Below are 19,293 nucleotides of genomic sequence, written 5' to 3'. Positions count from 1 at the left end.
CATGACGCACGCCATGCTGAAGGGCTCGAACGTCCCTCTCGATGCCACGGCCGTACGGGCCGTGCTGCGCTGGACCCCGGGCACCGGGGTGCCGGACGTGGACGCATCGGCGCTGCTGCTCGGCGCCGGCGGCCGTGTGCGCTCCGACGAGGACTTCGTCTTCTACAACCAGCCGCGCCATCCCTCGGGCCTGGTGCGCCGGCTGTCGAAGAAGCGGATCGGCGAGCACCTGACGGACACCGTCGAGGCGGATCTGGGGGCACTGGACACCTCCGTCGACCAGGTCGTGATCGCCGCCTCCTCGGACGGCGGCACCTTCGAGCATGTACGGGATCTGCGCATACTGCTCCACGACGCGGCCGCGCCCGAGACGGATCCGCTGGCCGTCTTCGACGTGAAGCCGGAGACCGGCGAGGAGACCGCGATCATCTGCGGCGAGCTGTACCGGCGCGGGGACGGCTGGAAGTTCCGCGCGGTGGCACAGGGCTACCCGACGGGCCTCGTGGGGCTCGCGACCGCGTTCGGCATATCGGTGGACGAGGCGGAGGCGGCCGCGGAGCCGGCCGCCGAGCCCTCCGCGGAGCCCGAGGCAGCGACCCAGGCGGCCCCGCCCCTGCCGGCGCAGCCCGCATACGGCTATCCGCAGTCGGACGCGACCCGGCCCGCGTACGGCTACCCGCACAGCGTCCCGCCTCCGCCGCAGACGCCGCCGCAGACCGCGCCGCCCGCCTCCGGGTACGGCTATCCGCAGCCCGCTCCCCTGGCCGCGCACGCGCCCGACCCGAACTTCCGGCTGCCGCCGATGGGCCCGCAGTTCCTGCGTCCGTAGCCACCGGGGCCCGGCCGCGGGCGCCCACCCGCGCGCCCGGCGCCGCGCCGGGCGCGCCCCCCTCGCGCGCCGGGTCAGACCCGGCTCCCCCGCTCGCCCGGCCCCTCGCCCAGGGCCGCCGGGGCAGCCCCGGCCCCCGGCCCGGGCCTCTCGGCCGCCTCCGCGGCCGCTTCGGCACACCGCGGGCAGCGTCCGGAAGACCGCCGTCCGCCCGGCTCCCCCGGTCAGACCCGGCTCTTGTAGCCCCGGCCCCACTGCAGCCCCCATCCGTACAGCCGGTCGAGCTCGGCCTGGAAGCCGTAGACGAACTTCACCTCGCGGCGCACGATCAGCTCTCCCTTGACGTTCTCCACGGAGAACACCGCGCAGGAGCGGGCCTGGGGCGCGCGCTCGTCGAGCTCGATCTCCACGCGCGGCCCGTTGCTCGGGTAGAGCGTGCAGTGCGCGTGCGTGCGGTCGAAGGCGGGCGTCTGGTCGTAGATGTAGACGAAGAAGAGCAGGCGCTTGATGTCGTCCCGGTGGTCCAGGTTGACGAAGATCGTCTCGCCGGAGGGCGCGCCGAACCGGTCGTCGCCGCTGAGGCGTACGTACGGCGGTTCGTTCAGGCTGCCGAAGAAGCTGCCCAGCGGCTGCACCACGCCCTTGCTGCCGTCCGTCAGCTCGTACAGGCAGCCGAGGTCCAGGTCCACGTTGACCACGCCCTGGGTGTGGGCCTGGACCACGTCGGGCTGGAAGAGCTTGAACGGGTGGCGCAGGAGCCGGCCGCCCTGGCGTGAGCGCCCCTCGATGTCCGAGGTGCGCATCCGCCAGGAGAGGTTGACGCGCAGATTGCCGGTGGCCGCGCCCTGCTTGGTGAGCGAGACCGTCGGGCGCCGTTTGGTGAGCTCTATGGAGTTGGTGGCGGCGCTGCCGGAATCGAACTGCGCCGCGCTCCCCCGAAACAGGTTGTCCCAGAAGGCCATGCCCCACCCCACACTCGGTCGTTACGTCCCCGGTCATGCCGCGGGGCGGTCCCGAGGCTCGAGAACCTCGTGACCGCCCCGTTCAGAGCGTTCCCTCCTCGCGGAGGGTGTCACACCCCGGACGACACTCCGGCTTTGTCGTCCGAGGAGTCAGCTTTTCCCTCGGCCGCGGCGAGCGCCTTGTTGCGCCGCAGGGAGGACCAGAAGGAGGCGGCGATCAGGAACACACCGACGAGGCCGGTGACGATCTCGCTGATCTCGTGCTGGATGGTGATGAGCAGGATGACGGCGAGGGCACCGATCGCGTAGTGGGCGCCGTGCTCCAGGTAGACGTAGTCGTCGAGGGTGCCCTGGCGGACCAGGTAGACGGTGAGCGACCGGACGTACATCGCGCCGATGCCGAGACCCAGCGCCATCCAGAAGATCTGGTTGGTGATGGCGAAGGCGCCGATGACGCCGTCGAAGGAGAACGACGCGTCGAGGACTTCCAGGTACAGGAAGAGGAAGAACGCCGCCTTGCCGGCGAGGCCGACCGCGGAGACGGGCTTGCCTGCCTTCTTGGCCTGCTCCTCCTCCTCGTGCTCGCGCTCCTCCTCTTCCTCGAGCTTGTTCTCGAAGTACCCGGAGAGGCCGCCGACGATGAGGTACGTGATCAGGCCGGCGACGCCGGACAGGAGCACGGTGGCCGACTTGTCGGCGTGCCCGGTGCTGGTGTGCGCCTGGGTGGCGAAGGTCATGGCGGTGACCAGCAGGACGATCAGCGCGATGCAGACCGAGAGCATGTCGACCTTGCCGAGCTTGGCCACCGGGCGCTCCAGCCAGGACAGCCACTTGTGCTCGCGCTCCTCGAACATGAAGTCCAGGAAGATCATCAGCAGGAACATGCCACCGAACGCGGCGATGGCCGCGTGCGCGTCGGTGACGAGGGCCTCGTACCGACCGGGGTTGTCCAGGGCCAGCTCGACGGCCTCGATCGGTCCGACCTTGGCGCTGATGGCGACGATCACGACGGGGAAGACCAGTCGCATACCGAAGACGGCGATCAGAATGCCGATGGTCAGGAAGATCTTCTGCCAGAAGGCGTTCATCTTCTTGAGGATTCCGGCATTGACGACCGCGTTGTCGAAGGACAGCGAGATCTCGAGGATCGACAGGATCAGCACGATCCCGAACGCCTCCCAGCCCCACTGCCAGGCGGCGAATGCGAGGCCGAGCGCCGTGACGGCGAACGACCAGCCGAAGGTTTTCAGAACCACTGGCTACCCAATCGTGTAATGGTCCCCCGGGCGATGCCCGGGGGAGGGTCTCCCCCGCGCCGCACGCGGCTTTACGAAACGTTGACCCCGAAGTCTAGAGCGATGCCCCGCAGGCCCGACGCGTACCCCTGTCCCACCGCCCGGAACTTCCACTCCTGCCCGTAGCGGTAGAGCTCTCCGAAGATCATCGCGGTCTCCGTCGAGGCGTCCTCGCTGAGGTCGTAGCGGGCGAGCTCCTGGCCGTCGGCCTGGTTGACCACGCGGATGAAGGCGTTGCTCACCTGGCCGAAGGTCTGGCCGCGGTTGTCGGCGTCGTGGATGGAGACCGGGAAGACGATCTTGTCGACCGTGGCCGGCACCTTGGAGAGGTCCACCAGGAGCGACTCGTCGTCGCCGTCGCCCTCACCCGTGAGGTTGTCCCCGGTGTGCTCGACGGAGCCGTCGGGACTCGCGAGCTGGTTGTAGAAGACGAACCACTCGTCGCCGAGGACCCGGCCGTTCTGGCAGAGCAGGGCGCTGGCGTCGAGGTCGAAGGGTGCTCCGGTGGTGGAGCGCGCGTCCCAGCCGAGCCCGACGAGGACCTGCGTGAGGTTGGGTGCGGCCTTGGAGAGGGAGACATTGCCTCCCTTGGCGAGCGTGACGCCCATGATGGTGAGTCCTCCCCTGGGTGGGCTTGGTTGCGAGGCACGTCCGGCGCCGCACCAGAAGGAGTGCGGCGCCGGACGGGGAACTGCTGAACTCAGACGTTCACGCCGAAGTCCTGCGCGATGCCGCGCAGGCCCGAGGCGTACCCCTGGCCGACCGCGCGGAACTTCCACTCCGCGCCGTGCCGGTAGAGCTCGCCGAAGACCATCGCCGTCTCGGTGGAGGCGTCCTCGGAGAGGTCGTACCGCGCGATCTCGGCGCCGCCGGCCTGGTTCACCACGCGGATGAACGCGTTGCGGACCTGGCCGAAGGACTGCTGGCGGGTCTCGGCGTCGTAGATCGACACCGGGAAGACGATCTTGTCGACGTCGGCGGGGACGCCGGCCAGGTTCACCTTGACCTGCTCGTCGTCGCCCTCGCCCTCGCCGGTGAGGTTGTCACCGGTGTGCTCGACCGAGCCGTCGGCGCTCTTCAGGTTGTTGAAGAACACGAAGTCCTGGTCGTTGCGGACCTTGCCCTGCGCGTTGACCAGGATGGCGCTGGCGTCGAGGTCGAAGTCGGTGCCGGTGGTGGTGCGAACGTCCCAGCCCAGACCGACGGTGACGGCGGTCAGGCCAGGGGCCTCCTTGGTCAGCGAGACGTTGCCGCCCTTGCTGAGGCTGACTCCCACGAGTCCCTCCATTGGATGTTCAGGGGCAGCGCCCCCGTCGTTCGTTGCTGTTGGGATCAACGAAAGGATCCTAGTGACCGGTTCCCGGCCGCTGTGCTATTTCCGGGCGATCCCCGGGAAACCCCGCGGTGCGCGGTGGCCGGCCCGCGCGGAGGGCCTCAGAGCGCGCCGAGGGCCTCGACGTAGTCGTTCAGGTCGCGCGCGTCGGGCAGGGCGTTGACCACGGTCCAGCGCACGACGCCCTCCTTGTCGATGATGAAGGTGCCGCGCACCGCGCAGCCCTTCTCCTCGTCGAAGACGCCGTAGGCCCGGGAGGTCTCGCCGTGCGGCCAGAAGTCGGACAGCAGCGGGTACTCGAGGCCCTCCTGCTCGGCGAAGACGCGCAGGGTGTGGATCGAGTCGTTGGAGACCGCGAGGAGCTGGGTGTCGTCGTTGACGAACGTCGGCAGCTCGTCGCGCAGGGCGCACAGCTCGCCCGTGCACACGCCGGTGAAGGCGAAGGGGTAGAAGAGGAGCACGACGTTCTTCTCGCCGCGGAACTCGGACAGCGTGACGGTGCGCCCGTGGTTGTCCTTGAGCTCGAACTCCGGAGCCTTGTCACCGACCTCGATGGCCATGGAAAACGCATCCCTTCTGTGAGCCGATCAGGTGAACGACCAGCCTACGCAGAAGCGGCGGGCCCATGCGCGAGGCCCCCGCCGAAGGTCGGCGGGGGCCTCGCGATGCTGTCGGACCGCACCCGGTGCGGTTGCCGGCGCTGCCTCGCGGCTAGCGCTTCTTCGCCGCGGCCTTCGGCGTCACCAGACGGGTGCCCGCCCAGTCCTTGCCGGCGCTGACGCTCTTGGTCTGCGACAGGCCCGCGGTGGTGGCGGCCTCGCCGATCTCGCTGGGCTCGACGTAGCCGTCGCGACCGGTCTTGGGTGTCAGCAGCAGGATCTGGCCGCCTTCCTCCATGTACGCGATGGCGTCCACCAGCGCATCGGTCAGGTCCCCGTCGTCCTCCCGGAACCAGAGCACCACGGCATCGGCCACGTCGTCGTACTCCTCGTCGACGAGCTCGGTGCCGGTGACCTCTTCGATGGCCTCGCGGAGCTCCTGGTCGACGTCCTCGTCGTAGCCGATCTCCTGGACCACCTGGTCGGGCTGGAAACCCAGCCTTGCGGCCAGGTTCGTCTCCGCGTGGTCCGCGGTCGCGCTCACGGCTTGCCTCCTGATCTTGTTCTTTGGGAATGCCTTGAGGCCACGCGCGCACGCGTGGCATTGGCCGTAGTCCACACGGGCGGGACGGATCGCGCAAGTACCCGGCCGTACGGACCGCCGAAACGGTGACGTTTGCGGCCGTCTCGGCGCAACTCCACGCAGCGCCCGGTGACCTCTGCGTGAAGGAGGTCATGCTTTTTGGCCGTCTTCGCGGCATATCTACCCCCGATCCTCCGCATCGGAACCGAACGGCCGAACGGAACGCATGGTCGGGTTGAGCGTATGGTTGCGATTTGGCCGGGCCGGTACCCGAGGTCCGGGCCCGATGTCACGAAGTCCGGGGGGTTACCCCTCGGTAGAGGTGACGTACGCCTCCCTGCGGTACACGATGGAGGCGGTGCGACAGCTTCCCCGACATCACGTCAGCGCGTCTTCCCGTCATCCCGTCGCGGCAGACCCCCGAACAGCGAAGGAATAGCGTGGCTTCCGGATCCGATCGCAACCCGATCATCATTGGCGGCCTTCCCAGCCAGGTCCCGGACTTCGATCCTGAAGAGACCAAGGAGTGGCTGGACTCTCTCGACGCCGCCGTCGACGAGCGGGGCCGCGAGCGCGCCCGCTACCTGATGCTCCGCCTGATCGAGCGGGCGCGCGAGAAGCGCGTGGCCGTGCCCGAGATGCGCAGCACGGACTACGTCAACACCATCGCCACCAAGGACGAGCCGTTCTTCCCCGGCAACGAGGAGATCGAGCGCAGGATCCTCAACGCCACCCGCTGGAACGCCGCGGTGATGGTCTCCCGCGCGCAGCGCCCCGGCATCGGCGTCGGCGGCCACATCGCCACGTTCGCGTCCTCCGCCTCCCTGTACGACGTGGGCTTCAACCACTTCTTCCGGGGCAAGGACGACGGCAAGGGCGGCGACCAGATCTTCTTCCAGGGGCACGCCTCCCCCGGCATCTACGCCCGCGCGTTCCTGCTGGACCGGCTCTCCGAGCAGCAGCTCGACGCGTTCCGCCAGGAGAAGTCGAAGGCGCCGTACGGCCTGTCCAGCTACCCGCACCCGCGGCTGATGCCGGACTTCTGGGAGTTCCCGACCGTCTCGATGGGTCTCGGCCCGCTCGGCGCGATCTACCAGGCGCGGATGAACCGCTACATGGAGGCCCGCGGCATCGCCGACACCTCCGACTCGCACGTGTGGGCCTACCTCGGCGACGGCGAGATGGACGAGCCCGAGTCCCTGGGCCAGCTGTCCATCGCCGCCCGTGAGGGCCTGGACAACCTCACCTTCGTCGTCAACTGCAACCTGCAGCGCCTCGACGGCCCGGTCCGCGGCAACGGCAAGATCATCCAGGAGCTGGAGTCGCAGTTCCGCGGCGCCGGCTGGAACGTGATCAAGCTGGTCTGGGACCGCACCTGGGACCCGCTGCTCGCGCAGGACCGCGACGGCGTGCTGGTCAACAAGCTGAACATCACGCCCGACGGCCAGTTCCAGACGTACGCCACCGAGACCGGCGCGTACATCCGCCGGCACTTCTTCGGTGACGACCACCGACTGCGCGCCATGGTCGAGAACATGACCGACCACCAGATCCTCATGCTGGGCCGCGGCGGTCACGACCACCGGAAGATCTACGCGGCGTATGCGGCGGCGCGCGCGCACAAGGGCCAGCCGACCGTGATCCTCGCCCAGACGGTCAAGGGCTGGACACTCGGCCCGAACTTCGAGGGCCGCAACGCCACGCACCAGATGAAGAAGCTCACGGTCGACGACCTCAAGGGCTTCCGCGACCGTCTCCACATCCCGATCACCGACGCCCAGCTGGAGTCCGGCCTGCCGCCGTACTACCACCCGGGCCGGGAGTCGGAGGAGATCCAGTACATGCACGACCGCCGCAAGTCGCTCGGCGGTTACGTGCCCACCCGCGTCGTGCGCTCCCAGCCGCTCGTGCTGCCGGACGACAAGACGTACGCGGCCGTGAAGAAGGGCTCCGGCCAGCAGTCGATCGCCACCACCATGGCGTTCGTCCGGCTGCTGAAGGACCTCATGCGGGACAAGGAGATCGGCAAGCGCTTCGTGCTGATCGCGCCCGACGAGTACCGCACCTTCGGCATGGACTCGTTCTTCCCGAGCGCGAAGATCTACAATCCGCTGGGCCAGCAGTACGAGGCCGTGGACCGCGAGCTGCTGCTCGCGTACAAGGAGTCGCCGACCGGGCAGATGCTGCACGACGGCATCTCGGAGGCGGGCTGCACGGCCTCCCTGATCGCGGCCGGTTCGGCCTACGCGACGCACGGCGAGCCGCTCATCCCGGTCTACGTCTTCTACTCGATGTTCGGCTTCCAGCGCACCGGCGACCAGTTCTGGCAGATGGCCGACCAGCTGGCGCGCGGCTTCGTGCTGGGCGCGACGGCCGGCCGCACCACGCTGACCGGCGAGGGCCTGCAGCACGCGGACGGCCACTCGCAGCTGCTGGCCTCCACCAACCCGGGCTGTGTCGCCTACGACCCGGCCTTCGGCTTCGAGATCGCGCACATCGTCAAGGACGGTCTGCGCCGGATGTACGGCGGCGACGCCGAGCACCCGCACGGCGAGGACGTCTTCTACTACCTCACCGTCTACAACGAGCCCATCCAGCACCCGGCCGAGCCGGCCGACGTGGACGTGGAGGGCATCCTCAAGGGCATCCACCGCTTCAGCCGCGGCGAGCAGGGCGCGATCCCGGCGCAGATCATGGCGTCGGGTGTGGCCGTGCCGTGGGCCGTCGAGGCGCAGCGGATCCTCGCCGAGGAGTGGAACGTGCGCGCCGACGTGTGGTCGGCGACGTCGTGGAACGAGCTGCGGCGCGACGCCGTCGAGGCCGACGAGCACAACCTGCTCCACCCCGAGGAGGAGCAGCGCGTTCCGTACGTGACGCAGAAGCTGTCCGGCGCCGAGGGCCCGTTCGTCGCGGTCTCGGACTGGATGCGCTCCGTACCGGACCAGATCTCCCGCTGGGTGCCCGGCACGTACACCTCGCTGGGCGCCGACGGCTTCGGCTTCGCGGACACGCGCGGTGCGGCCCGCCGGTACTTCCACATCGACGCGCAGTCGATCGTGCTGGCGGTGCTCACCGAGCTGGCGCGTGAGGGCAAGGTGGACCGCAGCGCGCTGAAGCAGGCGGTGGACCGCTACCAGCTGCTCGACGTGTCGGCGGCGGACCCCGGCGCGGCCGGCGGCGACGCGTAGCCGCTCCCGTTCAAGGGGGTGTGCGGGGTTCGTCCCCGCGCGCCCCCTTTACGATGCGGCCCCATGACGGAACGAACGGCGCAGATGCGCTGGGAGACGCGCACCCAGGGGCCGCTGCTGGCGCTCGCCGTGGCGTTCGCGGTCGCGTACGCGGTGCCGATCGTGGCGCCCGACGCGGACGCGTGGGTGCACCGCGTGTGCACGCTGACCGAGTGGGCCGTGTGGGCGGCGTTCGCGGCGGACTATCTCGTACGGCTGGCCCTGGCCCCGGCCAGGTGGCTGTTCGTGCGCAGCCATCCGCTGGACCTGCTCGCGGTGGTCCTGCCGCTGATACAGCCGCTGCGGCTGCTGCGGCTGGTCTCCACGCTGCTGCTTGTGGGACGGCGGGCCCGGATGGCCCCGCAGATCACGCTGACGACCTATGTGGGCGGCGCCGTGGTGGGGCTGATGATGTTCGGCTCGCTCGCGGTGCTGCGGGTGGAGCGGGACGCGCCGGGCGGCAACATCAAGACGCTCGGCGACGCGGTGTGGTGGTCGTTCACGACGATGACGACGGTCGGCTACGGGGACCACGCGCCGACGACCGGCCTCGGCCGGCTGCTGGCAGTGGGGCTGATGATCTCGGGCATCGCCCTGCTCGGTGTGGTGACGGCGAACATCGCGGCCTGGTTCATCGCCCGCTTCGAGCGGGACGACGCCGAGGAGCGCCGGCAGACGGCGCTGCTGGAGGCGCTGACGGCCGAGGTGAAGCAGCTCCGCGCGGAGGTGGCACGCCTGTCGGGCACGGAGGCGGACGCGTCCGTGCCCGGGCAGGCTGATCATTGAGACTCGGTTCGCCTCGGTTTCTCCGGATCTAGTTCTCCCAGATCTTGAACGCCCGTACCCGGTACGGCGATTCGGGCACCCACGTGCCGCCGCCGGGGTACGTCTCGAACTCGCCCGTCTCCGCGCACTCCGCGGACTGGTACGTGGTCACCGGGCGGCCCGTCCGGTTGGCGAGCGAGACCGCGGTGGTGCCGGCCGGGAGCGGCACGCAGCTGTCGATGTCGGTGCCGGCGATTTCATGGGCCGTGCGGGCGCCCTGGAAGCCGCTCTTCGGCCAGAGGCACAACTCCCCGGCGGCACACGCCCCGAGGCGCGGTGGCGGGGCCTCCTGGGCCGCGGACGCGGCGGCAGGTGCGAGCAGGGCGGTGGCGGCCAGTGCGGCCGCCGCGAACACAGTCGTACGCATACGGAATCGTCCCCCGTGTCGTGTGGATCACTTGGCCGCAGCCTGACCTGCGGTGACACCTCCGCGGAAGGGGGCGGTCGCATGATCACCCGGATAGGCGAGAGCCCCGCCGGGGGCGCCCGGCGGGGCTCTCGCGGGTGCCGTGTTGACGTCAGATGTGGGCGCCGCCCGCACCGGCCTCCGCGTTCGCGCCGCGCTTGGTGAGCGTCGCGACCAGGGCGGCGACGACCGCGACGACACCGGCGACGGTGAACGCCAGGCCCATGCCGGACATGAACGTGTCATGGATGACGTCACCGATCCGGGTGACCAGATCCGGCGTCATACCCGGCGCCTCGCGTTCGCCGTCCAGGAGCTGGCGGAGTCCCACTACATCGCCGTGCTGCGCGAACGGCCCGCGGAGGAGGGCCCGTTCGAGGCGCTGCACAATGCCGTCCTCGAATCCTGGGACACCATCGAGGTCGCGATCGAGGAGATCGTCCCGCTCGACCTGCACATGCGCAGCTTCCAGATGATCGAGTCGACCCCGGCGCTGCTCGCGGCGCACCTGCGGCGCTCCGCGGACGTGGAGGAACTGCTCGCCCGCCTGATCGCCGAACGCGAGGGCCTGGACGTGGAGGCCGATGGCGGTGGCCGCGTTCGGCGGGGTGATGCGGGTGACCGGCCGCCTGTGGGGCCGCGGCAAGGACCCGAGCGTGGCGGCGATCCGCGCCCTGACGGAGACCTACCTCGACCACCTGGGCCCGGCGCTGGCGGCCGACTGGCGGGACGAGGCCTGACGCGCGGCTCGCGCGCGCGGTGCCGCTGCGGCCGGCCGCGCGGGGCGGGGCGCGGGCGGGGTGGCGGTGCGGGGGCGGGGCTGGTGGTTCGCCGCGGGGGCGCGGCAGGCGGGGTGCGCGTGGTTCGGCGCGGGGCGCGGCCCGGCGGACCGCCGGCGTCCAGGCCCGTGACGCCGCGCGCGTCACACGGGCGCCTCGGTGCACGCGACATCCGGCGGCACACCGGCGACGCGCGGGGCCTCGCGCGGCCCGAACGGCGGCGAGTTGCGGGGCGGCGCCCGGGACACGCCAGGACGGCGGGACCGCGCCCCGCGCAACGCGCGCGCGGAGCCGCACTCGGCGCGGCTCCGCGAATACACGCGCGGGCGCGCGCAGGTGGGTGATGCGTACGCCGTGTGCGCGGAGCGTCACCCTCATGCCCCCCGATTCCCCCCTTCACACGTGATCTCCCTCACCCTCTTCGCGCCCCCGGCCGCCCGTCTCCTAGGGTGTCCCGCAGTGACTTCTTTCGACGCCTCTCCCGCCCCGACCGTCTGGCGTGCCCTGCTCGCCCTGACGGTGGTCTTCATGATGCTCGCGACCACCGGATGGACCGCCATACGAGATCAGGGCGGCCCGCGCACCGCTCTGGCCGCCGAGCTGACCGCCTGGCGCAAGGCCCGGATCGGAGCCGAGGCGCTGCCCGCGCCGGACTCCGCGCCCGGCCGGCTCGCGGCGTTCTTCGCGTCGATCGGCAGCGCCCGGGGCAAGCGGCTCGCCGCCGACTTCCCCCACGTCGTGGGCAACCTCAACGGCGCACCCGTCACCCTGCGTTACTGGGCCAACCGCCAGGCGCTCGCCGCTTCCCTGGCCGCCGAGCGGCTGCGCGTGGCCGACACGGACCTCACCGCGGACGGCCGTCACGAGGCGGTCCGGCGCATGCACCGCTTCCACGCGCTGATGGACACCGACCGCCAGATCCTCGCCTTCGACCCGACGGGGCCGGGCCGGGTCGCCGAGGTCTTCGGCGACCTCGACCGCGCCGAGCGGGTGTCGGTGATTGTCCCCGGCGTCGACACCAACCTGCTCACGTTCCAGAGGACGGCCCGCAAGTACAGCGCGCCGGTCGGCATGGCGCAGTCGCTGTACGCCGCCGAACGGGCCGCCGCGCCCGGAGTGCGTACCGCCGTCATCGCCTGGGCCGACTACACCTCGCCGGTCGGCGTCGGCATGGACTCCGCGATCGGCCGGCTCGCCGAGGGCGGCGCGGTGCGGCTGAACGCCCTCACCGAGGCACTGCCCGGCGACTCCAAGGTCGCGCTGTTCTGCCACAGTTACGGCTCCGTGGTCTGCGGCGTCGCCGCCCGCAAGCTGCCGGCCCGGGTCGAGGACATCGCGGTCGCCGGCAGCCCCGGCCTGCGCGCCCAGAACGTCGCCGAGCTCGGCACCAGCGCCCGCGTCTGGGCCACGCGCGACAGCGACGACTGGATCCAGGACGTGCCGCACCTGGCGGTCGGCGGGCTCGGACACGGCGAGGACCCGGTGACACCGGAGTTCGGGGCGCGGGTCGTCTCCGCGGAGCGGGCGATCGGACACACCGGCTATTTCGAGCCGGGCACGGAGAGCGTCGACAACTTCGCGGCGATCGGCGTGGGTTCGTACGAGGGCGTCAGCTGCGCAGGCGACACCGACACGTGCCGCAGTGGTATTGACGGTGAGGAAGCGGGCCAACGCGCGTAGAGCGTCGGGGGACGGGCTTGTGACCGAGGGGCGACGGACAGGCGTCGGCCGCATACGATGAGGCACATGGGTGATGTGCTGGCCGGAATTCAAGCCACCTGGGAGTTCGAGACCGACTCCGTGCTCATCCGCTTCGATCGGGGGGTCCGCAGGCCGAAGCTCTTCTCCGCCCTGCGTGAACGGCGCATCCCCTACGAGGCGTTGGCCACGGTGACACTCACGCCCGGCAAGACCGGGACCGTCGTCCTGCACGCCGTGCCGAGACCCGGGGCCGACCCGCTCATGGACGCGGCGGCGGGCCAGCTCAAGGACGCCAGCGATCCGTACCGGCTGGTGCTGCCGGCGGACCGCGAGACGCTCGCCGAGTACTACGCGGACGCGCTGCGCGACGCGCTCGGCCCGGACGCGGACCGTCCCGCCGAGCGGTACACGGTCGCCGGCCCCCAGGCGCCGCTGGGCTTCAAGGCGTACGACGGGAAGGCGTCCTTCGACGGCTCGCGCGTGAGATTCCGCTGGTCGCGCACGGCGGCGTCGACGGCCAAGTGGAACGCGGGGGACCAGAGTTTCGCGGTGTCGGAGCTGACGGGGGTGGAGTGGCGCTCCCCGGAGGCGTTCGACGGCTACCTGCGCCTGCTGCCGCGCCCCGGCGCGTGCGCCCCCGCCGCCCCGCCCGCCTCGCAGGCGGACCAGGATCCGGCGACGGTGGTGTTCGGGCTGGGCTACGGCCCGGTGCACGAGTCGCTGCCGTTCGCGGCGGCGGTCCTGGAGTCCGTCCGCGCCCAGTCCCCCGCTCCCGCGCTGACGGCACCCCCTGCCCGCCGCGACCCGGCGGACATCGCGGACCGAATACGCCACCTGGGCGACCTGCACCAGGCGGGGCTGGTGACGGACGAGGAGTTCACGCAGAAGAAGGCGCAACTGCTGGCGGAACTCTGAGCATGCCGCCTCGGGCGCGGCCGCGACCCTCGGGCCGGGAGCCCGGGACCCGCCACACCCCGGTGAGCGATCCCGACGTCGCCCGTGCCCCCGACGCCACGGTGGCCGGGCGACGTACGGTGTTCCCTATGCCGATCCGCGCCGTGATCTGGGACATCGACGACACCCTCTTCGACTACGACAGCGCAGACCGCGAGGCGGCCCTCGGCCATCTGGAGGCCGAGGGGTACCTCGCCGCGTATGCCTCGCCCGAGGCGGCCTTCGCCCACTGGCGGGCCGTCATGGAGCAGGTATTCGGCCGTTTCCTCGCCCACGAGATCACGTTCGCGGAGCACCGCCGCGAACGTGTCCGCACCGTTCTCGCCGTGGCCCGGCCCGGCCTGCGGCTGACCGGCGAGGAAGCCGATGCGTGGTACACCCGCTACGAACTGCGCTACGAGGCGGCCTGGCGGATCTTCCCCGACGTCATCCCCGCCCTCGACGCCCTCACCCCCGCCTACCGGCACGGCATCCTCTCCAACTCGGGCCTGCGCGACCAGGAACGCAAGCTCCGCGCCTTCGGTATCCACGACCGCTTCGATGCCGTGCTGTGCGCCGATGAGCTGGGGCTCTCCAAACCCGCCCCCGATGCCTTCCACGCCGCATGTGAGGCGCTGGGCGTACGGCCGGACGAAGCCGCGTACGTCGGTGACCGTCCGGACACCGATGCCCTGGCCGCCACCACCGCCGGGCTCACCGGCATCTGGCTCGACCGCTGCGGCACCGTCCCGGCGCCCACCGGGATACGGCGCATCAGCACCCTCGCACAGCTGCCCAGCATGCTCCTCGGCGAGCCGGTGTAACCATCGACCGCCGCATGCGCAGATCGTGCCGTCACGTCCACAACCGTGCCTCGAATGGCTGAAGTTGGTGCTGCGGCATCTCGTAAACCGGTTCGCCATCAGGGGTGTTCACTTATGATCCTGCTACCCCGGCCAGGACACGGAGGGACGGATCCCCCGCGGTGACCTCGACACAGCGCTTCCGTTACGCCATTCCGACTGTGGCCTTCTGCGTCACCACTGCGGCGATCTTCTTCGGCATCATCGCGGGACAGGACTCGGGCGCGGAGCTCACCCCGATGCAGCTCTCCCTCGCCACACTGGCCGGTGTCCTGTCGGGCGGACTCGCCTACTGGCAGGTCAAGGCGCAGATCGACCCGCGGCGCCTGACGGGCATCCGCGACAGCAACGCGCGCAACCTCCCCGGCACCAGCAACCTCTTCCAGCTGCCGCCGGACATCGAGGACTTCACCGGCCACTCCGAGCAGGCCGCCGAACTCGCCGCGACACTGTTGAACAGGCACTCCGACACGGCCGTACCGATCGTCGCCCTGTACGGCAAGGGCGGGGTGGGCAAGACGACGCTGGCCGTGCACGTCGCCCACCGGGTGCGCTCGCACTTCGCCGACGGGCAGATCTACGTCAATCTGCGCGGAGCCGAATCGCGCCCGCTGGACCCCGCTGTGGCGCTGACCCGCTTCCTCAACGAACTCGGCGTCGATTCCGACAGCATCCCCGAGTCGGTGGACGACCGGGCCAGGATCTACCGGGCACAGCTCGCCGAGCGCCGGGTGCTCGTGGTGCTGGACAACGCCGGCAGCGAGGCCCAGATCCGGCCGCTGCTGCCCGGCGGTGTCGAGTGCGCGGTGCTGATCACCAGCCGTGCACGGATGGCCGGGCTGTCCGGAGCACATATGCATCAGGTCGACGTGATGACCCGCGAGGACGGCGTCGCACTGCTGAACACCCTCGTCGGCGCGGAACGGGCGCGGGCCGAGCCACGGGAGACCGAAGAGGTCGCCGAACTGTGCGGAATGCTGCCGCTCGCCTTGCGGATAGCCGGTGCGCGCCTCTCCTCCCGTCCCATGGAACGGATCGAGACCTTCGCCACCCGGCTGCGGGACGAGCGGCGGAGACTGGACCTGCTCGAGGTGGGCGACCTCGCCGTCCGCGCCAACTTCTCACTCAGCCACGAAGCCTGCGGCGACGAGCTGAAACGCTGCTTCCGGCTGCTCGGCACCGTCAAGACCCAGGACTTCTCGGCCGTCACCCTCGGCGCCCTCGCCGATCTGCCCACCGAGAGCGCGGAGCGGCACCTGGAGGGCCTGCTGGACCTGGAGCTGCTGGAGACCGCCGGCGTCGACCCGTTGGGCAACTACCGCTATCGCTTCCACGACCTGCTGCGGGTCTTCGCGCGCGAGCGCCTTCAGACGGACGAAACGGCTGCCGCCCGCAAGGAGGCGGCACGCCTACTTCTGGGGGCACGAGCGGCGCAAGGCGGGGGGCGTGGCACCGGAGCATGTCAGCCCCTACATGTACAACACCGCGGGCGAGCCGGGCGTCCAGTGGCGCGTCCCGGACTGCCCGTACATCATCGAGACCTTCTGCATGTCCGACCACAGCATCGTCTCCGGCTACCGGGAGACCGCGGCGGGGACGATCACCGCGGAGCTGAAGGAGAGCAACGCGGCGGTGACGAAGTGGGGTCTCGACGTCTACCGGGCCACGGTCCGGGCCTTCACCGAGGCCCTGGAAACCGAGTCGGCGACTGAGGACATCCGCCCCATCCTCTCGTCCGTGCTCCGGGGGTTCTGGACCCGCCCGACCCCCGCCGAGGCCGCTGCCTGGGGTGCCTACCCGTACGACTCCGACCCGCTGGGCCGCTCCACGCTGCCGCTGGCCCGCCCCTTCACCCCTCAGGAGCTGACCGACGCGGGCGACCCCGGCTTCCGGTGGGGCGACCGTGCGTGGCTGCCCGGTTCGCTGGCTCTCAGCGGGGAACACGGGCGCAGGGCGGCGGAGTTGCTGGCCCCCCGGCTGGAGTGGCTGGGGGCGCCGGCAGCGGACTGAGTTCACAGGGGGCCGGGGCTTGCCCCGGGATACGCCCCCGTCACTCCCGCACAGTCGCCGTCGTGCGGGCGTCCGCGTAGAACTGGATCTTGTGGTCCAGCACCGCGAGCGTGTCGTGGAGTTCGGTGAGCCGGTCGACGACGTCGCGCCGGGTGCGCTCCAGCAGGGCCGCGCGGGCCTCGAAGGTGTGCTCGCCCTCACGGACCAGCTCGGCGTACCTGACCATGTCCGCGACCGACATCCCGGTCAGCCGGAGCTTGCCGACGAAGGCGAGCCAGTCCAGGTCGCGGTTGCTGAAGCGGCGCTGCCCGGTGTGCGAGCGGTCGACGTGCGGCATCAGTCCGATCCGCTCGTACCAGCGCAGGGTGTGCGCGCTCAGTCCGGTGAAGACGACGACCTCGCTGATCGTGTAGCGGTCCTGGCCGTCGGGGCGCGGATGCGCGGGAGGTGCGGCCTTGCAGAGATCGGTCCGGGCGGTCGGGGTCGTGCTGTCGATCACCGTCATGCGCTCCACGCTAGAACCCTGGAGTGCACTCGAAGCAAGCACAATCCTGTGGCGACGCGGGAGGAGCCGCCGCTAGCCTCCGGCCCATGAGCCCCGCCGCCGCACGCCCCGCCGTCCCCGCCGACGCCGAGGAACTGGTCCGTCTCCGCAAGGTGATGCAGGACTCCTGCCACGGCCCGCATCCGGACGTCAGCTGGCAGCCCGCCGCCGTGGCGACGCTGCGCGAGCGGCTGGCGGACCCGTCCGGCAGCCTGGCGGCGTACGTCGTCGACCGGCCCGGCGGCGGGCTCGCCGCCTGTGCGGTGGGCACGATCGAGTACCGGCTCGGCGGCCCTGGCAACCCGCAGGGCACCACCGGCTACGTGTTCAGCGTCGCCACGGACGAGGACATGCGCCGGCGCGGGCTCTCCCGCGCCTGCATGGAGGGTCTGCTCGGCTGGTTCCGCGACCGGGACGTGCGCAGGATCGACCTGCGCGCCTCCTCCGACGGCGAGCCGCTGTACGCGTCGCTGGGCTTCGTCCGCACTCCGGACCCGGCCATGCGGCTCAGCCTGTAGCACCGTCTAGGCTCGTACGCATGCAGAGCCTGGCGATGATCGAGAACTGGCCGGTACCGACCGCGGCGGCCGCCGTCGTGCGCGCCGACGGGACAGTGGCCGGGTCCCGCGGCCCGACCGACCGCCGCTTCCCGCTCGCCTCCGTCACCAAGCCGCTCGTGGCCTACGCGGCGCTGGTGGCGTACGAGGAGGGCGCGATCGAGTTCGACGAGCCGGCCGGGCCCGAGGGCGCGACAGTCCGTCACCTGCTCGCCCACACCTCGGGGCTCGCCTTCGACGAGCACCGGGCGATGGCCGCGCCCGCCACGCGCCGGATCTACTCGAACGCGGGATTCGAGGCGCTCGGCGACCACATCGCCAAGGCGACCGAGATCCCGTTCGCCGAGTACCTGCACCAGGCCGTGCTGGAGCCGCTCGGCATGACGTCCACCACGCTGGAGGGCTCCCCGGCCAAGGACGGCGTCTCGACGGTCGACGACCTCGTGCGGTTCGCGGCGGAAGTACAGGCGCCGCGGCTGCTGGACCCGCGCACGGTCCTCGCGGCCATGTCGGTCGTGCACCCCGGGCTGTCCGGGATCCTGCCCGGGTACGGCCACCAGAAGCCCAACGACTGGGGCCTCGGCTTCGAGATCCGCGACTCCAAGTCGCCGCACTGGACGGGCGCCTCGTCCTCGCCGCGCACCTTCGGCCACTTCGGCCAGTCCGGCACCTTCCTGTGGATCGACCCGGACGCGCAGGCCGCGTGCGTGGCGCTCACGGACCGGGCCTTCGGCCCGTGGGCGATCGAGGCGTGGCCGCCGTTCACGGACGCCGTGCTGGCGGAGCTGCGTCGCTAGGGGTGGTGGCCGCGGGGGTCACGCCGGCGGGCGGGCTCCGGCGGACCGAGCCCCCGGGGTCCGCTCCGGTTCGGGGGCCGGTACGCGCAGCACGTCGTCCGGCGCCGGGCCCGATCCGGCGCGGCATCGGGCGGGGTCGAGCGTGCCGTCCACCCCCCGCAGGGTCACCTCCGTCCGCCCGTCGGCGTCCTCGGCGTAGGCGATCGTGCAGACGAGCTGCCGTCGCGCGGGGCCGGTCAGGTCGCGGACGCGGGCGGCCATCGTGACGACCACCGTGCCCCGGCCCGGTTCGACCTTCGGCTCGGATCCGGAGGCGGGCAGGGTGACGGCGCTGCGGAGTCCGTATCCGGCCTCCTCCGCGTTCGGGCCGTTCAGCAGCGCGGCCAGGGTCTTGGCGGTGGGCGGCCGGGTGCGTTCGACGGCGTCGTCGCCGAAGGCCGCGCCCGTGTAACGGCTCACCGGCATCAGGGTGCCCTCGGGTGAGTGGAAGAACAGGAGCATCCGTACCTCACGCGCGGGAAGCACGTCGATGGCGGCCGGGCGGCCTGCCTCGATGACGTCGGACTCCTGGATGCCGCACGCCGTGAGCGACGCCGCGGCCGCCAGGCCCACCAGGCTCGCCAGGGCGGTGCGCAGGCGCTTCCTCGTCCTCATGCCGTCACCCTCGCCTTCCGTGGTGCGCGGGGATCTCGGCCCATGCGTTGTCCGCGGGGATCTCGGCCCTTCCGTGGCCCGCGGGGATCTCGGCCGTTCCGTGGTGCGCGGGGATCTCGACGGTGAACACCGCGCCGCCGCCCGGCCCGTTAGCGGCGCGGATGACGCCGCCGTGCAGCCGTACGTTCTCCTGGGTGATCGCGAGCCCCAGCCCGCTGCCCGCCGACCGGGCACGGGCGGCGTCCGCCTTGTAGAAGCGGTCGAAGATGTGCGGCAGCACGTCCGGGCGGATGCCGGGCCCGCCGTCGCTGACCTCGGTGACCAGCAGCGGCGTGCCGTCCTCCGCCGTCGTGGTCCGAAGCGCCACGGTGACGGGCGCGCCGCCGAGGAGGAGCA

General features: G+C 71.3%; 19 protein-coding genes and 3 pseudogenes. 11 read left to right on the top strand and 11 right to left on the bottom strand.

Features of this window, described 5'->3' with window-relative positions:
• Position 1 precedes the first annotated feature (1 nt).
• Positions 2-829, top strand: a complete 828-nt coding sequence (locus ACLB9X_RS19680; protein WP_410361681.1) for a TerD family protein — start codon at positions 2-4, stop codon at positions 827-829.
• Positions 830-1,053: 224 nt separating this feature from the next.
• Here the strand turns inward: ACLB9X_RS19680 and ACLB9X_RS19675 are convergent, their stop codons facing one another.
• From ACLB9X_RS19675 to ACLB9X_RS19650, 6 genes are all read right to left on the bottom strand, one after another.
• The gene (locus tag ACLB9X_RS19675; protein ID WP_410361680.1) at positions 1,054-1,791 is read right to left on the bottom strand and encodes a Tellurium resistance; all 738 of its coding nucleotides are present in this window, start codon (positions 1,789-1,791) and stop codon (positions 1,054-1,056) included.
• A 110-nt stretch (positions 1,792-1,901) separates the two neighbouring features.
• Positions 1,902-3,047, bottom strand: a complete 1,146-nt coding sequence (locus ACLB9X_RS19670; RefSeq protein ID WP_410361679.1) for a DUF475 domain-containing protein — start codon at positions 3,045-3,047, stop codon at positions 1,902-1,904.
• Between the two features lie 71 nt (positions 3,048-3,118).
• Positions 3,119-3,694, bottom strand: a complete 576-nt coding sequence (locus tag ACLB9X_RS19665) for a TerD family protein (protein ID WP_410361678.1) — start codon at positions 3,692-3,694, stop codon at positions 3,119-3,121.
• A gap of 92 nt (positions 3,695-3,786) precedes the next feature.
• Positions 3,787-4,362, bottom strand: a complete 576-nt coding sequence (locus ACLB9X_RS19660; RefSeq protein WP_365990302.1) for a TerD family protein — start codon at positions 4,360-4,362, stop codon at positions 3,787-3,789.
• A 158-nt stretch (positions 4,363-4,520) separates the two neighbouring features.
• On the bottom strand, positions 4,521-4,979 hold the full coding sequence (locus ACLB9X_RS19655; RefSeq protein ID WP_365990303.1) for a peroxiredoxin: 459 nt from the start codon (positions 4,977-4,979) through the stop codon (positions 4,521-4,523).
• Positions 4,980-5,130: 151 nt separating this feature from the next.
• Positions 5,131-5,562: a DUF3052 domain-containing protein gene (locus ACLB9X_RS19650; RefSeq protein ID WP_410361677.1), complete on the bottom strand. Its 432-nt coding sequence runs from the start codon at positions 5,560-5,562 to the stop codon at positions 5,131-5,133.
• Between the two features lie 479 nt (positions 5,563-6,041).
• Here ACLB9X_RS19650 and aceE point away from each other — a divergent pair, with 479 nt between their 5' ends.
• Positions 6,042-8,789 (top strand): pyruvate dehydrogenase (acetyl-transferring), homodimeric type, encoded by a 2,748-nt coding sequence (aceE, locus tag ACLB9X_RS19645; protein ID WP_410361676.1) that lies wholly within the window; start codon positions 6,042-6,044, stop codon positions 8,787-8,789.
• A 63-nt stretch (positions 8,790-8,852) separates the two neighbouring features.
• Complete coding sequence (locus ACLB9X_RS19640; protein WP_410361675.1) at positions 8,853-9,614, top strand: ion channel; 762 nt, start codon at positions 8,853-8,855, stop codon at positions 9,612-9,614.
• Positions 9,615-9,642: 28 nt separating this feature from the next.
• On the opposite strand, the gene ACLB9X_RS19635 is transcribed toward ACLB9X_RS19640, so the two are convergent.
• Both ACLB9X_RS19635 and ACLB9X_RS19630 read right to left on the bottom strand, forming a co-directional pair.
• Entirely contained in the window at positions 9,643-10,020 is a 378-nt protein-coding gene (locus ACLB9X_RS19635) for a peptidase inhibitor family I36 protein (protein ID WP_410361674.1), read from the bottom strand.
• 151 nt (positions 10,021-10,171) lie between these two features.
• Positions 10,172-10,360: pseudogene (locus ACLB9X_RS19630) on the bottom strand (MFS transporter); the annotation flags it as partial.
• Between ACLB9X_RS19630 and ACLB9X_RS19625 the strand changes: the two are divergent.
• The 6 genes and pseudogenes from ACLB9X_RS19625 to ACLB9X_RS19600 all read left to right on the top strand — a co-directional run.
• A pseudogene (locus ACLB9X_RS19625) lies at positions 10,355-10,799 on the top strand (TetR family transcriptional regulator); the annotation flags it as partial. The pseudogenes ACLB9X_RS19630 and ACLB9X_RS19625 overlap by 6 nt on opposite strands.
• Before the next feature lie 498 nt (positions 10,800-11,297).
• A complete protein-coding gene (locus ACLB9X_RS19620) occupies positions 11,298-12,518 on the top strand; it encodes an alpha/beta hydrolase (RefSeq protein WP_410361673.1) in 1,221 nt (406 codons plus the stop codon).
• A 66-nt stretch (positions 12,519-12,584) separates the two neighbouring features.
• Positions 12,585-13,454, top strand: coding sequence for a DUF4429 domain-containing protein (locus ACLB9X_RS19615; protein ID WP_410361672.1), 870 nt, complete (start codon positions 12,585-12,587; stop codon positions 13,452-13,454).
• A 128-nt stretch (positions 13,455-13,582) separates the two neighbouring features.
• Positions 13,583-14,296 carry an HAD family hydrolase gene (locus ACLB9X_RS19610; protein ID WP_410361671.1) on the top strand — a complete coding sequence of 238 codons (714 nt, stop codon included), beginning with the start codon at positions 13,583-13,585 and terminating at the stop codon, positions 14,294-14,296.
• A 161-nt stretch (positions 14,297-14,457) separates the two neighbouring features.
• Positions 14,458-16,047, top strand: a complete 1,590-nt coding sequence (locus tag ACLB9X_RS19605; protein WP_410361670.1) for an NB-ARC domain-containing protein — start codon at positions 14,458-14,460, stop codon at positions 16,045-16,047.
• Positions 15,968-16,345 (top strand): hypothetical protein, encoded by a 378-nt coding sequence (locus ACLB9X_RS19600; protein WP_410361669.1) that lies wholly within the window; start codon positions 15,968-15,970, stop codon positions 16,343-16,345. The genes ACLB9X_RS19605 and ACLB9X_RS19600 overlap by 80 nt, the downstream gene beginning before the upstream one ends.
• A 40-nt stretch (positions 16,346-16,385) precedes the next feature.
• On the opposite strand, the gene ACLB9X_RS19595 is transcribed toward ACLB9X_RS19600, so the two are convergent.
• Positions 16,386-16,850, bottom strand: coding sequence for a MerR family transcriptional regulator (locus ACLB9X_RS19595; RefSeq protein WP_410361668.1), 465 nt, complete (start codon positions 16,848-16,850; stop codon positions 16,386-16,388).
• Positions 16,851-16,936: 86 nt separating this feature from the next.
• Here ACLB9X_RS19595 and ACLB9X_RS19590 point away from each other — a divergent pair, with 86 nt between their 5' ends.
• Positions 16,937-17,407 (top strand): GNAT family N-acetyltransferase, encoded by a 471-nt coding sequence (locus tag ACLB9X_RS19590; RefSeq protein ID WP_410361667.1) that lies wholly within the window; start codon positions 16,937-16,939, stop codon positions 17,405-17,407.
• A 20-nt stretch (positions 17,408-17,427) separates the two neighbouring features.
• Positions 17,428-18,243 (top strand): serine hydrolase domain-containing protein, encoded by an 816-nt coding sequence (locus ACLB9X_RS19585; protein ID WP_410361666.1) that lies wholly within the window; start codon positions 17,428-17,430, stop codon positions 18,241-18,243.
• Between the two features lie 18 nt (positions 18,244-18,261).
• Here ACLB9X_RS19585 and ACLB9X_RS19580 read toward each other — a convergent pair whose 3' ends face one another.
• The gene (locus ACLB9X_RS19580; protein WP_410361665.1) at positions 18,262-18,897 is read right to left on the bottom strand and encodes a hypothetical protein; all 636 of its coding nucleotides are present in this window, start codon (positions 18,895-18,897) and stop codon (positions 18,262-18,264) included.
• A gap of 4 nt (positions 18,898-18,901) precedes the next feature.
• Positions 18,902-19,282, bottom strand: a pseudogene (locus ACLB9X_RS19575) (ATP-binding protein); the annotation flags it as partial.
• Positions 19,283-19,293 lie beyond the last annotated feature (11 nt).

The organism is Streptomyces sp. 5K101, assembly GCF_046506645.1.
Lineage (GTDB): Bacteria > Actinomycetota > Actinomycetes > Streptomycetales > Streptomycetaceae > Streptomyces.
The sequence above is the reverse complement of the archived record's forward strand: the minus strand, read 5'-3'. Positions and strand labels throughout refer to the sequence as shown.